Origin of the sequence: Nesterenkonia aethiopica, from assembly GCF_039534665.1 — a bacterium.
Taxonomy (GTDB): Bacteria; Actinomycetota; Actinomycetes; order Actinomycetales; family Micrococcaceae; genus Nesterenkonia; species Nesterenkonia aethiopica.
In genome coordinates, this window is sequence record NZ_BAAAVT010000003.1 from 125,956 (window position 1) to 141,630 (window position 15,675).

Consider the following 15,675-nt stretch of genomic DNA (forward strand, 5'->3'; position numbering starts at 1 on the left):
ATGACAGAGGCCCAGCCTGACGAGAAGTGGTTCGACGAGACCTGGACGAAGGTCCACCCGCTGAGTCCCTTCGTGCGCGGCTGGCTGACGGTGATCGCCGTGCCCGGCATCGTCTTCGGCTACAACTGGGAGATCTGGGCGGATCTGTGGAACCTGTGGCGATCCGGTGAGCTGTGGGACCAGGTGGACCGCAACCCGGTGGCGTTCCTGGCCGGCGGCGGAGGGCTCGTCCTCCTGGTGGTGGTGGTCTTCGGCGGGTTCATGCTCTCCTGGTGGTTCACCCGGTACAAGATCACCGACGAGCACGTGATGGTGAAGTCCGGGATCTTCGTGCGCCAGCACCGGCAGGCGCGCATCGACCGGGTGCAGGCCGTGGACCTGCGCCAGCCGCTGCTGGCCCGGATCACCGGTCTGGCGGAGCTGAAGTTCGAGGTGGCTGAAGGAGACGGCACCGCCGCGACGCTGGCCTTCCTGAAGAAGGGCCAGGCCGAGCAGCTGCGGGCCGACATCATGGACCGTGCCTCCGGGCGTGCCCAGTGGCGCCGCCAGCAGGCCGAGGCGGCGGCCTCCCCGGGCGCCGCTCAGCCTGACGGGTTCGGGGCCGCGCCGCCAGGTCCCCCCGGTGGCCGGCCCCCTCAGGGTGGGTCCGCGCCGTTCCCTCCGGGGCAGGCCATGCCGCCTGCCGGGCCGGCGCCCCTGTTCCAGGACGTGCCCGACCGGGAGATCACCCGGGTGCCCACCGGGCGCCTGATCGGCTCCGTCCTCATGGGCTGGGGGACGGTGTTCCTGCTGATCATCGCCGGGGCGGGTCTCATCGCCGCGGTGGTCGGCGGCATCGTGTCCCTCTCGATGGGCGTTGAGGACCCCTTGGGGCAGGCGGGGGCCGTGATCGGCACCGTCGGTGTGGCGGTCCTTCCCGGCCTCATCCCGGTGGGGATCGCCGTGGTGGCGGTCTACTACCAGCAGTTCAGCGGCGGATTCCGATTCACCGCCACCATGACCGGTGCCGGGCTGCGGATGCGCTACGGCCTGCTGGAGACCACCACCCAGACCGTCCCGCCGGGACGGGTGCAGGCGCTGCAGATCCACCAGCCGCTGCTGTGGCGGTCCTGCGGCTGGTTCCGGGTGCTCGTGGTCGTCGCCGGCTACGGATCAGGAGAGAGCCGTTCGGTGCTGCTGCCGGTGGGACGCCGCGAAGACGTCATGGCGGTCACCGCGGAGATGTTCCCCGATCTGCAGGTGCCGTATCCGGAGCAGCTGGTCAGTGAGGGCCTCACCGGCTCCGGCACGGCAGGAGGCTTCACCGAGGTGCCGCGGCGCGCACGGATCTTCGACCCGTTCGTGCGGCGTCGGCGAGGGTTCTGCACCACGCCTGCGGCGGTGATGTTCCGTGACGGGCGCCTGTCCCGCCGGCTCACCCTGATCTCGCATGAGCGGATCCAGTCGCTGGCCCTGCTGCAGGGGCCGTGGCAGCGAGCCAAGCGCCTGGCGGACGTCCATCTGCACACGCCGGCTGGCCCGTTCCAGGTGCAGCTGGCCAATCAGGACCTCGACGCCGCCCACTGGCTGTTCGAGAACGAGGCGCGTCGAGCCGCCGTCGCCCGACGCATGAGCGACCGGAACCAGTGGATGCTCCCCGAAGAGCTCCACGAGTTCGAGCGTATGGTCAGCCAGACCCGCTCCCAGTCCGCGGACGGCTCTGTGGCCGCCGCCTCGGAGCCCGAGGGTCCCGTCGCCGGCCCGCCGTACTCAGGACAGCAGCACCCAGGTCAGCCGTACTCAGGCCAGTCATACTCCGCGCTGCCGCCGCAGCCTCCCGGGCCGTCCGCGCAGCCTCCGGGGACCCCCGCCCCGGGGAACCCTGGCCCGTGGCAGCCCGGTGCTCACCAGCCGTACCAGCCGTACCAGCCGTACCAGCCGCAGCAGCCGTACCAGCCGCAGCAGCCGTACCAGCCGGGTCAGCCGGGCGAGCCTCCGCGCAGCCCCGCCCCGCCTGCCGCCCCGCCTGCTGCACCGCCGCCCGGGCCGCAGCCCGGTCAGCCGCCGCATCCGCGCCCATACCCCGAGCCCCGTCCCGACGAGGAGCCCGATGAACGTCGTCGCTGATCCGTATCCGAGCGAGAAGGAGCCCTCGCAGCGGGACGGCCGTCTCGGCGTCGGAATCATCTCGGCGGGCAAGGTGGGGGCGGTGCTGGGTGCCGCGCTGCGCGGCGCGGGCCACCAGGTGGTGGGGGTGCACGCCGTCTCGGAGGCCTCCCGCAGCCGTGCGGAGTCTCTGCTGGACGGGGTCCCGATCCTGGAGATCCCGGAGATCCTGCGCCGCTCCGAGCTGGTGCTGCTGGCCGTGCCGGACGACGCGCTCGCCGACGTCGTCTCCGGCGCCGCCGAGGCCGGACATTTCCAGGCCGGCCAGCTGGTCATCCACACCTCGGGTCGCTATGGCACCGATGTGCTCGCCCCGGCTCAGCAGGCCGGCGCGATCACCCTGGCCGTCCACCCGGCGATGACCTTCACAGGGCTCACCATGGACCTGCAGCGGCTCAACGCCTGCGCGTTCGCAGTGACGGCCCCGGCGCCCGTGCTGCCCATCGCCCAGGCCCTGGTGGTGGAGATGGGCGGAGAGCCCGTCACCGTCTCCGAGTCCGACCGAGGCATCTATCACGCGGCCCTCGCCCATGCTTCGAACCACCTGAACACCATCACAGGGCAGGCGTCCGAGATGCTGCGCGGCATCGGGGTGGAGGCCCCGGACCGCGTGCTCGGCCCCCTGATGCAGGCGAGCCTGGACAATGCGCTCGCCTCCGGGGAGGGCGTGCTGACCGGCCCCATCGCGCGCGGCGACGTGGGCACCGTGGCGCGGCACGTCCAGCTGCTCAGTGACTCCGAGCTGCCGGCCGACGTCCGCACCGCCTATGTGCAGATGGCCCGGGCCACCGCGCAGCGGGCCCTGGACCGCGGGCTCATCAGCTCCACCCAGGCGGCCGCGATCCTCGACGTGCTCACCGACTGAGCAGCGGCGGGCGGTCACCCGCCGCGTCGGCGCCCGCCCCACACATCGAGGAGTCACTTCCCCGCGCATCATCCCCGGGTGACGCGCGTCAGGAGGCGGAGATGCACGGGGAACTGACGCCTCGATCACCGTCACACAGTCCCGAGACGTCTGCGGGCACTCGCCGCGGCCGGACTACGATGGACCGGTGACAGCACCGCAGGTCCTCACCACCGTCTCCGCCTACCGCGCCGCCCTGGCCGAACTGCTCAGCGCCCGGCGCGCCGCCGGCGTCGCCCGCCCCACGGTGAGTCTGGTGCCCACCATGGGAGCTCTGCACTCCGGGCACGCCGCGCTCGCCGATGCCGCCCGCGCCGAGGCGGAAATCGTGGTGGCCTCGATCTTCGTGAACCCGCTGCAGTTCGACGATCCCGAGGACTTCCGTCACTATCCGCGCAGCCTCGACTCCGACGTCGAGCTCCTCACCGCCCACGGCGTGGACCTGGTCTTCGCCCCGGAGGTGGAGGAGATGTATCCGGGCTACCCGGACGGACCCTTGGTGCGGGTCAGCGCGGGGGAGCTCGGCCGCCGGTGGGAAGGGGCCTCTCGTCCGGGGCACTTCGACGGGGTGGTCACCGTGGTCGCCAAGCTGTTCAGCATCATGTCTCCGCCGGTCATGGCCGACGTCGGAGCGCGCTTCGAGTCCTGGTTCGGGGAGAAGGACGCCGAGCAGCTGGCGATCATCCGCCGCATGGTCGCCGACCTGGACCTTGAGGTCACCATCCGGTCGCTGCCGATCGTCCGCGACGCCGACGGCCTGGCGCTGTCCAGCCGCAACCAGCGGCTCAGTGCGCAGGAGCGTCAGCATGCCCTGCGGCTGGTGGAGGCGCTGTCCACGCTGGCTCGGCGTGCTGAGGTGGGCCAGAGGCTCGACGTCGACGGCGTCGTCTCCGCGCTGCGTGCCGCCGAGGGGGTGGAGCTGGACTACCTGGTGGTGGCGGACCCGCAGACCCTGCGTCCCGCCGCGCTGCCCGCCGACGGAGTCCTGGAGCGGGAGGCCCTCGCGCTGGTCGCCGCCCGGGTCGGTCCCGTGCGGCTCATCGACAACATGATGCTGCGCCCCACGATTCTGCGCCCCGCGAACAGGGAGACGTGACACAGGCCGCACGACATGTGAAACAGTTGCTTCAAGAAAAGATCCCACGGATCTCCGGATCGCCTCCGATCCGACCCCACCCGAGACGAAGGAGCCGGCAGACGTGACCGACACTCCCACCACCACGGCGACCCCGACCTTCCCCTACCTGGACCCGGCCACCCGCCCCCAGGACGACCTGCAGCGCCACGTCAACGGCGAATGGCTCAAGACCGCCGAGATCCCCGCGGACCTCGACGCCTACGGCTCCTTCATCGAGCTGCGCGACAAGTCCGAGGCTGACGTGCGCGCCATCCTCGAGGACGCCGCCGCCGGCTCCACGGACCTGAGGGACGACGCCGTCGCCGCCCGCATCGGTGACTTCTACGCCGCCTTCATGGACGCCGAGCGCGCCGAGGAGCTGAAGCTCGCCCCCATCGAGCCCATGCTCGACGCCCTCGACGCCGTCTCCTCTCCTGCCGAGCTGCTCCGCCTGTCCGCCTCCTGGCAGCGGTACGGCGTGGACGGGCTGCTCGCCGCCGGGGCCAGCCGCGACGCCGGTGACCCCGAGCGGGTCCTGTGGCACATCATCCAGGACGGGCTCGGGCTGCCCGATGAGTCCTACTACCGCGAAGAGCAGCTCGCCGACACGCTGTCCTCCTACCGCGAGCACCTCAGCCGCTTCCTGGCGCTGGGCGGAGTGGCCGACGCCGAGCAGGCCGCCGCCGACGTCGTCGCCCTGGAGACCGTGATCGCCTCCCACCACTGGGACCGGGTGGCCACCCGTGACGCGCAGAAGCGCTACAACCTGCGCACCCGCGACCAGGTCATCGCCGAGATGCCGCTGATCACCGAGGCGCTGGCCGGCTGGCGGCTCACCGACTCCCAGTCGGCGGAGATCGTCCTGGCCCAGCCGGACGTGCTGCCCGCCATGCAGACGGCGCTCACCGAACAGCCGCTCGAGCACTGGAAGCACTGGCTGCGCGCCCAGCTGCTGCGCTGGGCCGCCCCGCTGCTGCACAGTGCGCTCGTCCAGGAGCACTTCTCCTTCTACTCCCAGGTGCTCGGCGGCGCCCAGGAGCTCAAGGAGCGGTGGAAGCGCGGGGTCGCGCTGACCAACTCCTGCCTGGGGGAGGATGTGGCCCGGATCTACGTGCAGCGCCACTACCCGCCGCAGGCCAAGGCCAGGATGGACGAGCTCATCGACGCGCTGGTCGAGGCATACCGTCGCTCCATCTCCACCCTGGAATGGATGGGGGAGGAGACCCGGGCCAAGGCCCTGGAGAAGCTCGAGGCGTTCCGGCCGATGGTCGGGTACCCCGCGCGCTGGATCGACTACGGCGACGTCACGGTGGACCGCGGCGACGCCGTCGGCAACGTGATCAGCGCCGCCGTCGCCGAGTGGAACCGGGACGTGAAGGAGATCGACGAGGGCCCGGACCCTGAGAAGTGGCACATGACCCCGCAGACGGTCAACGCCTACTACCACCCGCTGGAGAACGTGATCTGCTTCCCGGCGGCCATCCTGCAGCCCCCGTTCTTCTCCGCCGAGCGGGACATGGCCACCAACTTCGGGGCGATCGGTGCGGTCATCGGGCATGAGATCGGTCACGGCTTCGACGACCAGGGCTCCCGCTACGGGGCCGACGGTTCGCTGACCAACTGGTGGTCCGACGCCGACCGGACCGCCTTCGAGGAGCGTACGTCCGCGCTGGTGGAGCAGTACTCCGCCCTGGCGCCGTCGGTGGCGCCGGAGCACCATGTCAACGGGGAGCTCACCCTGGGGGAGAACATCGGGGACCTCGGCGGCCTGGGGATCGCCCACCAGGCGTACCGGATCTGGCTGGACCAACAGGGCCTCGCGGAGGCGGACGACGTCGTCGAGGGCCTCTCCGGCGACCAGCGGTACTTCTTCTCCTGGGCCCAGGCCTGGCGGCAGATCGTGCGTCGCGAGCGGGCCATCACGCTGATCAGCATCGACCCGCACTCCCCGGCGGAGATCCGGGCCAACCAGGTGGTGAAGAACCTGGACGCCTTCCACGAGGCCTTCGGCACCGCCGAGGGCGACGGCATGTACCTGGCGCCCGAGCAGCGCGTGACCATCTGGTGAGGTGAACACCGGCAGGGCCGACGACGGCGGCCCTGTGCTCCACCGGTCGACGGCGGCCCTCGCGGCGTCGCCGTCGGCCGAGCTCGGGGGCGCTCCGGTCTCACGGGCTGTGGTGATGGGCCCGTGCGGCGACGCGTAGAATGGGGCACCGTGAGTGCTCAGAATCCCGCCGCCCGTGACCTCGACACCAACGACCAGCGCGCCGTGCGCATGGACAAGCGTGCCCGGCTGCTCGCCGAGGGCGTCCAGCCCTACCCAGTGACGGTGGAACGCACCTCCTCCCTGGCCGAGGTGCGTGAGCGCTTCCCGGACCTGGAGCCTGGCGCCTCCACCGGGGAGACCGTCTCGGTCACCGGCCGGGTCATGTTCATCCGCAACACCGGCAAGCTGTGCTTCGCCACCCTGCAGGAGGGCGGGCCGGACGGCCATGGCGCCCGGCTGCAGGCGATGCTCTCCCTGGCCGAGGTGGGCGAGGAGGCCCTGGCGCAGTGGAAGTCCCTGGTGGACCTGGGCGACCACGTGCGGGTGACCGGTGAGGTCATCGCCTCCCGGCGCGGTGAGCTGTCCGTGATGGCCAGCTCCTTCGAGGTCGCGTCCAAGGCGATCCGTCCGCTGCCGGTGCTGCACGCGGAGCTCAACGAGGAGACTCGGGTGCGGCAGCGCTATGCGGACCTGATCGTCCGTGACGAGGCCCGCGAGATGGTCTACCGGCGTGCCGCGATCACGCGCTCCATCCGTGACACCCTCCACGGGCGCGGCTACGTCGAGGTCGAGACTCCGATGCTGAACCTGATCCACGGCGGCGCCCAGGCCCGGCCGTTCGAGACGCACCTGAACGCCTTCGACCAGGACATGACGCTTCGCATCGCCACCGAGCTGTACCTGAAGCGTGCGGTGGTGGGCGGGATCGACCGGATCTTCGAGATCGGCCGGGTCTTCCGCAACGAGGGCGTGGACTCCACGCACTCTCCCGAGTTCACGACCCTGGAGTCCTATGAGGCCTGGGCGGACATGTATATCATGGCCGACCGGATGAAGGAGATGATCCTCAACGCCGCCGACGCCGTCGGTGCGGGCCGGCAGATCGAGACCGAGCACGGCGTGGTGGACCTCGACGGCGAATGGGCGTGGGTCAGCGTGTACCCGGGCCTGTCGGAGGCTGTCGGCCAGGAGGTCACCCCGGAGACCGATGTGGAGACTCTGCGGGCGATTGCGGACCGGCACGAGGTGGCGGTGAATCCGGCCTGGGATGCTCAGAAGCTGGTGATCGAGCTGTTCGGCGAGATCGTCGAGCCGACGCTGATCCAGCCGACGTTCGTCTGCGACTATCCGCCGGCCGCCCAGCCGCTGGCTCGTGAGCACCGCGAGAAGCCTGGCGTCATCGAGGCCTGGGACCTGATCATCGGCGGCATGGAGCGCGGCACGGCCTTCTCCGAGCTGATCGACCCGGTCGTCCAGCGGGAGCGTCTGGTGGAGCAGTCCCGCAAGGCCGCCGGCGGGGACGACGAAGCCATGCAGTTCGACGAGGACTTCCTGCGCGCGCTGGAGTACGGCGCGCCGCCCATGGGCGGCATCGGTCTGGGCATCGACCGCCTGGTGATGCTGTTCACCGGTGCGGGGATCCGCGAGACGATCCTGTTCCCGCTGCTGAAGCCCGAGGCGGCCGACGCCGGTGCTGAGAACACCGTGGAGAAGCCGACGGCCGAGCCCGCGACCGCCCAGCGATGAATCCTCTGGCGACGTGTTTCGTCACATCCGACGCGTGAACCTGATGACAGGCAGGGAATGACATGGAGACTTTCTGGACCTATTTCCAGGTGCTGGCGCCTTCGGTAGGTGTCGGCCTGGTCTTCTGGCTGGCCATTCGTGCGATCTTCCGAGCCGACCGGAAGGAGCGCGCCATGGAGGCCGAGGTGCGCCGGGAGCTCGCCGCGGAGCGGCCTGATCCCCGCCCTGACGCGGCTCAGGCGCCGTCGGCGCCGTCTCCGGGTTCTGCGGACGCCTCGCGCGCCTGAGACCCTTCTGGACAGGATCCGGCGGCCCGGTGGGCGGCCGGATCCTGTCATGCCGGCAGCGCTGACCGGACGATGCATTCTTTTGACCACTTTCCTGGGAATTACCTGAATGATCGTCAGTTGACGATAATTGTCTTTTGTTGAAAGACTGGAACTGACAACGGTGTCCATCTGGCGCGAGATTCAGAGGTCAGTGCTTCTCGTCCTTCGAGGTGTCTCTGAGATCGACGCACTTCGCCCACTCTGGTCGGGGTGTGAATCCAGGAAATCGCCGAGAAACCCGCCGGTCGATCAGTGAGGACTCTTCGTGAGATCTCGTGTTCGACCCTATGTTGAGCAGTGAGGTGCTTATGGCCCAGAAAGTTGAAGTCGTCCTGGTCGATGACCTTGATGGCAGCGAGGCGAAAGAGACTGTGACATTCGGTCTCGATTCTCGCTTCTACGAGATCGACTTGAGCGAAGAGCATGCCAAGGAACTGCGTGAGCTGCTGAAGAAGTACATCCGCAAGGGACGGGCGATCGCCCCGCCGTCGCCGCAGAACGAGGCGCGTAAGATCCGTGAATGGGCGATCAAGAACGGCTACCAGGTCTCCAGCCGCGGGCGACTGCACCGCGACATCGTCGAGGCCTATCGCAACGCGAAGAAGCGCTGAGCCGACGCCCCGTACCCCAGCGCACAGCACGACGGCGGCCCGCCTCCCAGCCCGGTGATCCCGGGCGGGGGCGGGCCGCCGTCGTCGTGCGAGGGTGTGACCGTGAGACCACCGGCGCTTCCGCGCGGTGCCCGGCCTCAGCCCTTCAGCTCGTCGGCCAGCTCATGGAAGGCCGGGCTGGGGTTGCCGAAGCGGTGCAGGGTCATGGAGACCGCCTGCTCCTTGACCCAGTGGCGCAGCTCTACCCGCCCGGAGGCGGTGACGGCGTCGTCCAGCAGCGCCACCTCCGGCCGCGGAGCCAGGGCCTGTCGCACGGAGTCCTGGAGGGCCCCGAGCACGCGCACCCGCACGCCGACGCCGGTGTCATGGGATCCGTTCGCCAGTGCGGAGGTGAAGGCGTCCACGGTCTCCTTGTGCAGCGCGAGCCCGAGCTCGTCGGCGAGGGACTTCACGGTCTTCTTCACCGCCTTGTCGACCTTTGGGTCGTAGGACACGGAGACGTCTGAGCCGGCGGCCGCGGCGGCGGCCAGGGTACGCGCCGCCTCACGAGCCTCGGCGTCGTCGCCCACCCGCAGCAGCACGGCCTCCGGAAGGTAGCGGAACACGTTGGCTTCGGCCTGCAGGCCGGTCCTGTCGACGCCCACACCGAACTCGCGATCCCACCAGACGGCGTCGTCGTCGATCGCGGTGCGCAGCCAGGCCAGGTCGGCGTCGTCGAGCAGTCCCTTGTCCTCCACGGCGCCGAGCACGGCGGCCGCCGCACCGTTGACGGCCCGCGGGGTCTCGACGGCGGCGCCCGCTGTGGGGGTGGACGCGGTGTCGGCCCACCGGCCGAACAGCATGACGTAGTTGGGGCCGCCGGCCTTGGAGCCCAGACCCACCGAGGACTGCTTCCAGCCGCCGAAGGACTGGCGCTGCACGATCGCGCCGGTGATGCCGCGGTTGACGTAGGCGTTGCCCGCCTCCACCCGCTCCAGCCAGGTGCGGACCTCCCGCGGCTCCAGAGAATGGATGCCGCCGGTCAGCCCGAAGTCCACGGCGTTCTGCAGCTCGATGGCCTCATCCAGATCCTTGGCCCGCATCAGGCCCAACACCGGGCCGAAGACCTCGGTCCTGTGGAAGAAGGAGCCCGGCTTCACGCCCTCCTTGATGCCCGGGGACCACAGCTTGCCGGTCTCATCGAGCTGCTTCGGCTCCAGCAGCCAGCGCTCACCCTCCTCCAGGGTGGTCAGCGCCCGGTGGAGCTTCTCGCTGGGAAGCTCGGTCAGCGGACCCACCGTGGCGGAGAGGTTGGTGGGCCAGTCCACCACCATCGAGGAGGCGGCGTCCACCAGCTGGCGGCGGAACCGCTCGGAGCCGTACACGCTGCCCACCAGGATGCCCAGGGAGGCGGCCGAGCACTTCTGCCCGGCGTGGCCGAACGCGGAGTTCACCAGGTCCTGGACAGCGAGGTCGCGGTCCGCGGACGGGGTGATCACCAGGGCGTTCTTCCCGGAGGTCTCGGCATTGATCTGCAGGTCAGGCTTCCACGAGCGGAACATGGCGGCAGTCTCGGAGGCACCGGTGAGGATCACCCGGTCCACGTCCGGGTGGCTGACCAGCTTCTGGCCGGCCTCCCGCTCATCCGGGTAGACGCCGTGGAGCACCTCGCGCGGTACGCCGGCCTCCCAGAGGGCCTCCAGGATCGCCATCGAGCAGTGCGGGGTGGGCTTCGAGGGCTTGTGGATCACCGCAGCGCCGGCGGCCAGCGCGGCGAAGGTGGAGCCGGCGGGGATCGCCAGGGGGAAGTTCCACGGAGGGGTCACCAGCACCAGCCGGTCCGGGGTGAACTCGGCATGCTCCACCTGTTCCAGCTCCAGGGCCCGGTGGGCGTAGTAGCGGGCGAAGTCGATGGCCTCCGAGACCTCGGGGTCGGACTGGGCCACCGACTTGCCGACCTCGGCGGCGGCGATGGAGACCAGGTGACCCCGCCGGGCCGCGAGGATGTCGGCAGTGCGGTAGAGGATGGCAGCGCGCTCAGCGGCGGGGCGGGCGGCCCACTCGGCGGCGGCGGCCCGGGCGCCGGAGACCAGGGAGTCGACGTCGTCGCCGGTGATCTGCTCCGGCACGGGCTGGGCCTCCAGCCAGCCGGGCCGGGCCGCACGCTCCAGCGCCTCACGCGCCCATTCCTGGTTGGCCGGAAGGGAGGGGTCGGTGTCCGGCTCGTTGACGAAGTCCGGGACGCCGGCGGCGTAGTCCGGGGAGGCCAGGGCGGCTTCGGCCAGGCTGTGCTCCTCCTCACGGCGGTCCTGGGTGTGCTGCGGCGACGGCGGCAGATGGCCGTGGCTGCGCAGGATCTCCGCCAGAGTGCCCACCGAGGCGCGGAAGCGGTCCTCCTCCCGGCGGAAGACGTGGCTGCCGGGCTGCAGGTCGAAGATCCCGGACATGAAGTTCTCGCTGGAGGCGTTCTCCTCCAGCCGGCGCACCAGATAGGAGATCGCCACGTCGAACTCGGCGGGGCGCACCGCCGGCACGTAGAGCAGCAGCTGGCCGACGTCGGAGCTGACGGCCTCGGCCTGCTCGGCGGCCATGCCCTGCAGCATCTCGAACTCGAGCCGGTCGCTGACGCCGCGCTGCACGCCGAGCAGGTGGGCGAACGCGATGTCGAACAGGTTGTGCCCGGCCACGCCCAGGCGCACGCCCGCCATGTTCTCCTGGGTGAGCAGCCAGTGCAGCACGAGCTTGTAGTTGGCGTCGGAGGCCTCTTTGGACTCGCAGACCACGCGGGGCCAGCCGGCGATCTCCGCGTGGACCGTCTCCAGGGCCAGGTTGGCGCCCTTGACCAGACGCACCTTGATCCCGGCGCCGCCGTCGGCGACCCGCTGGGCGGCGAAGCCGGCGAGGTCCTGCATGGCGGCCAGGGCGTCCGGAAGGTAGGCCTGCAGCACGATGCCAGCCTCGAGGTCCGTGACCTCCGGCAGGGACAGGAGCCGCTTGAACACCGCGATGGTCAGGTGCAGATCGCGGTACTCCTCCATGTCCAGGTTGATGAACTTGGTGCCGGCCGGTGCCTTGGCGGCCTCCTGGTACATCGGCACCAGGCGCTCGACCACGTAGTCCACCGTCTCCTCGAAGCCCCACATGGACAGCTGGGAGGCGATGGAGGAGACCTTGATGGAGACGTAGTCGACGTCGTCGCGGCGCAGCAGCCGCAGCGTGTCCTCCAGGTGCTTGTCCGCCTCGGCCTCGCCGAGCACGGCCTCGCCGAGGAGGTTGATGTTGAGCCGGTGGCCGTCCTTGGTGAGCGTCTGCACGGCCTTGCCGAACTGCTTGTCCCGGGCGTCCACCACCATGTGGCCCACCATGGAGCGCATGCGGGCCCGGGCGGCGGGGACGACGACGTTCGGCAGCATCCGGCCCAGCGCAGAGCCGGCGGTGATCTGGGCCCGGTCCAGAGCGTTGAGGGTGTCCGGGGCGATGCCGCCCAGCTCGGACAGCGCCTGGGCGGCAGCCTTGGTGTCCTCGGTGCGGATCACGCGGTCCACGAAGCCGACGGTGAAGTCGAGCCCGCGCGGGTGGGAGAGCACGGCGGAGAGCCGCTCGGCGGAGGCGTGGGGCTTCGTCCCGGCGCGCTGAGTGGCCTCGAGCCACTGGGTGACCTTCCCGACGGCGGCGTCGGCCAGGGCCGTCAGCTCGGCCTGGGCCTCGGGTAGGGGCTCGAATCCGTCGGCGGACGGGGCGGGGGTGTGCTGGAGATCTGCCGTCATGATGCCTCGCTGGGGTCTGGGGTGAGCTGTGCGGGGGCGGCACCGGTGCCGGGAGGAGCAGCGGTGGTCCGTGGGCGGCCCGCGGGCCGGGACGTGTCCGCTCGGGGTGACCGGACGGGCGTGCGGCCGAGGCGCGGGTCTTCCGGCGGGTGCGCGTCGATGCTTTCTGCCAGTGTGCGCTGTGGCATTCGGACGGGGGAAGGGTGATCGACCCCACGGTGGCGAAGATGAGTCAGAATAGGATCATGACTGCGTCCCGGGGGCGGCCCCGCATCCAGGAGACCGCCGATCAGATCGTGGCCAGCGTGCTCGCGACGGCGGGTCCGAGGGTCAGCACCGCCGAGTTCTCCACCCGACGGGTGGCCGAGCTGACGGGGTTGAGCCAGTCGGTGGTCTCCCGGGCCTTCCGACGGATCCGTCGCGCGGGGGAACACGCCGGACGGCGCGGTGGCGAGCGTGGCGGCGAGGATGAGGCGATCGAGACGATCCGGGCGGTTGAGACGTCGGGGCGTGCGTTGCAGCTGGGGCGCGTCCGGGTGAGCTTCCCGGAGATTCTGGTGGAGTTCCGGGAGGTTGCGCCGGCCGAGGAGCGCGCGGTGTCGCCGCGACCGACCGCGTTCGGCCGACGGGCCGCCGCGGTGATGGCGGCTCTGGAGGTCTCGGGTGCGCGCGGCTGGCCGGAGCAGGGGGAGGCTGCGCCCGCCAGCGGAGAGTCGGTCCGGGGGCTGCGGGTGGTGTGGCGGCCAGGAGCCATTGGCTGGGAGGAGTTCGCGGGGTCAGTGGCGGGGCTGCTGGACCGTTGCCTGCCGGTGGACGACGCCGTGCCGGGGGATCTGCTGCAGCAGCTGGCCGCCCGGGCGGGGCGCGGGCTGCATGGGGTGGACTGGCGGCGGGGCGAGCCGGTGGAAACTCGTCAGTTTTCTGACTCAGAATCGTTGGCAGTGCCCGAGTATCCGGCCCCGGGGCGGGCGAGTCGGTGGCTGCCGCATGCGCAGCTCTCGGTGACCGAGCAGATCGCGATCGCGCTGCGCAAGGAGATCATGAACGCCGGGTACCGTCCGGGGGACCGGCTGAGTGCTGCGCCGCTGGCCTCCCGACTGGGACTGGGGGCCGGCACCGTGCGCACGGCGATGCGGCGGCTGGCCGACGACGGCCTGCTGGCCTCGGGCGCCGGTGGGTTCAGCGTGCCGCAGGTGACGGGTGCCGACGTCATCGACCTCTATGCGGCCCGACTCCACGTGGGGATGGTGCTGCTGCGCGGCTGTGCGGTGCAGCCGCGGCATCGGCTGCTGCCGGCGCGCCTGGCGCTGGGGGCGGTGGAGGCCGCGGCAAGGGAGGGAGGCGGCGCCGACGTCGACCAGGCTGACCTGCAGTTCCAGCAGGAGCTGGCCGATGCGGCGGGGCTGGATCAGTCCGCCCGCAGCTTCCATGCGCTGACCCTGCGGGTGCGGATGTTCATCTCCGTGCTGCAGCTGGACTACACGCCGGCGGTGGAGAGGATCGTCCACGATGATCGCCGACTGATGGCGGAGCTGATCGCCGGCCGCGCGGAGGAGGCGGTGCGCACCTGGCGGGCGAAGCTGGACAACGCGGTGCGCCACATGTCGGCGCTGGCTCCCGAGGCCTTCGACGCGGACCTGTGGGCGCGACTGAGCCGGATGTGAGGATGCCCGGCGGTGAAGCAGCGAAGCCGGCGTCGTCGATCGTGCCTCCGGGGTGCCGCCCCCACGCACCCCACCAAGGTTTTTGAGCCCCCCGTATATGCGTGGGGTCTGAAGATCTCGACGGGGTCGGCCGGACTCGTGCGACGAGAGGAGGGGTTGCCAGCACCAGATCCTGTGACTAGAGTCACGGCTGTATCCCGAGCGTCGATACGCATCGACTTCTCGTGACGGGAGAATCTCGGCAGAAGGAGGTGGTTCTGTGGGTCGTGGTCCGACCAGCAAGGATGTCGCACGGCTGGCCGGCGTCTCGCAGAGCACGGTCTCCTATGTGATGTCCGGGAAGCGGTCCATCTCTGCTGAGACGCTCCGGCGGGTGGAGGAGGCGATGGCGGCGCTGAACTATCAGCCGCATGCTGGGGCCCGCGCTCTGGCGGGCAGCCGGACGAACACCATCGCGATCGTCATGCCGTTCGCCTCGGCCTACGACGCCGGTCAGCTGATGGCCTTCGTCGAAGAGTTCGTCCTGGCTGCCCGGGTCCACGACTATGACGTGCTGCTCGTCACGGCGGAGGAGGGGATCGAAGGCCTGCGTCGGATCACCGGAGGGCGCCAATGCGATGCTGCGGTGGTCATGCAGGTCACTGCGCAGGACCAGCGTGCCGATCTGGCTCGCACCCTCGACTTCCCGGTGATCTTCATCGGAGTGCCGGAGGACACCACCGGCCTGGCCTGCGTGGACTTCGACTTCGAGGCCGCCGGGAGGCTCCTCGTCGAGGAGCTCGCCGATCTGGGGAACACACGCCTCAGCGTCCTGGGTTGGGGGGCCGACTCGGTGGGCCGGGACTACAACTACATCGGTCGCTTCGCACGAGGGGTCACGGGGGCGGCGGAGGCGCATAGGCTTCCTGTCGACTGGCACCTGGCGCCGGCGGCCGACGGCTTCGCTGCAGTCCTCGACGCGGGTCTGCATCCCGACGGTGGCCGGACGGGGATCATCATGACGGCCGGTCTCTCCGGCGGGATGCGCGCGCTCGCCCTGCGCGGACTGGTCCCCGGGAGGGACGCCGACGTCGTCGCTCTGTGCACCGAGGCGGAGGCCGAGGAGCAGGTGGTTCCGCTGACCGCAGTCTCCACCCAGCCCCGAGACGTGTCCCGGATGGTGGCCGAACGGCTGTTCGCGCTGATCGATGCAGGTTGTCCGGCCCAGGAGGGCGTCGACATCGTGCCCGCCACGCTGGTCCGTCGGGCATCCACCGGGAGGGCCTGACCCAGATAGCGGTCTGTGCTGCAGCGCAGACCCACCGACAGTCCAGAGTTCCGTGATCCGAAGGAGAGTCCATGGTTCTGCACCCAGCAGTTCTGC

Annotated in this window: 10 protein-coding genes; 9 read left to right on the top strand and 1 reads right to left on the bottom strand. The window is 70.5% G+C overall.

What is annotated here, in order from left to right; translation table 11 throughout:
* The 7 genes from ABD658_RS02995 to ABD658_RS03025 all read left to right on the top strand — a co-directional run bounded on the left by ABD658_RS02995 (nucleotide 1) and on the right by ABD658_RS03025 (nucleotide 8,902).
* Nucleotides 1-2,106: a PH domain-containing protein gene (locus ABD658_RS02995; RefSeq protein ID WP_344743807.1), complete on the top strand. Its 2,106-nt coding sequence runs from the start codon at nucleotides 1-3 to the stop codon at nucleotides 2,104-2,106.
* A complete protein-coding gene (locus ABD658_RS03000) occupies nucleotides 2,090-3,010 on the top strand; it encodes a Rossmann-like and DUF2520 domain-containing protein (protein WP_344685343.1) in 921 nt (306 codons plus the stop codon). The genes ABD658_RS02995 and ABD658_RS03000 overlap by 17 nt, the downstream gene beginning before the upstream one ends.
* A 187-nt stretch (nucleotides 3,011-3,197) precedes the next feature.
* A complete protein-coding gene (panC, locus tag ABD658_RS03005) occupies nucleotides 3,198-4,145 on the top strand; it encodes a pantoate--beta-alanine ligase (RefSeq protein ID WP_344685040.1) in 948 nt (315 codons plus the stop codon).
* Nucleotides 4,146-4,248: 103 nt separating this feature from the next.
* Nucleotides 4,249-6,234 carry a M13 family metallopeptidase gene (locus ABD658_RS03010; protein ID WP_344685038.1) on the top strand — a complete coding sequence of 662 codons (1,986 nt, stop codon included), beginning with the start codon at nucleotides 4,249-4,251 and terminating at the stop codon, nucleotides 6,232-6,234.
* A 150-nt stretch (nucleotides 6,235-6,384) separates the two neighbouring features.
* The gene (gene lysS / locus ABD658_RS03015) at nucleotides 6,385-7,962 is read left to right on the top strand and encodes a lysine--tRNA ligase (RefSeq protein WP_344685036.1); all 1,578 of its coding nucleotides are present in this window, start codon (nucleotides 6,385-6,387) and stop codon (nucleotides 7,960-7,962) included.
* A gap of 62 nt (nucleotides 7,963-8,024) precedes the next feature.
* A complete protein-coding gene (locus ABD658_RS03020; protein ID WP_070158659.1) occupies nucleotides 8,025-8,249 on the top strand; it encodes a hypothetical protein in 225 nt (74 codons plus the stop codon).
* A gap of 350 nt (nucleotides 8,250-8,599) precedes the next feature.
* Entirely contained in the window at nucleotides 8,600-8,902 is a 303-nt protein-coding gene (locus ABD658_RS03025; protein WP_070158660.1) for a histone-like nucleoid-structuring protein Lsr2, read from the top strand.
* A 137-nt stretch (nucleotides 8,903-9,039) separates the two neighbouring features.
* Here ABD658_RS03025 and ABD658_RS03030 read toward each other — a convergent pair whose 3' ends face one another.
* Nucleotides 9,040-12,648: a bifunctional proline dehydrogenase/L-glutamate gamma-semialdehyde dehydrogenase gene (locus ABD658_RS03030; protein WP_344685032.1), complete on the bottom strand. Its 3,609-nt coding sequence runs from the start codon at nucleotides 12,646-12,648 to the stop codon at nucleotides 9,040-9,042.
* A gap of 245 nt (nucleotides 12,649-12,893) precedes the next feature.
* Here ABD658_RS03030 and ABD658_RS03035 point away from each other — a divergent pair, with 245 nt between their 5' ends.
* Together ABD658_RS03035 and ABD658_RS03040 are read left to right on the top strand one after the other, a co-directional pair.
* Nucleotides 12,894-14,312, top strand: a complete 1,419-nt coding sequence (locus ABD658_RS03035; RefSeq protein ID WP_344685030.1) for a GntR family transcriptional regulator — start codon at nucleotides 12,894-12,896, stop codon at nucleotides 14,310-14,312.
* A gap of 259 nt (nucleotides 14,313-14,571) precedes the next feature.
* Nucleotides 14,572-15,579: a LacI family DNA-binding transcriptional regulator gene (locus ABD658_RS03040; RefSeq protein ID WP_344685028.1), complete on the top strand. Its 1,008-nt coding sequence runs from the start codon at nucleotides 14,572-14,574 to the stop codon at nucleotides 15,577-15,579.
* Nucleotides 15,580-15,675: the final 96 nt, after the last annotated feature.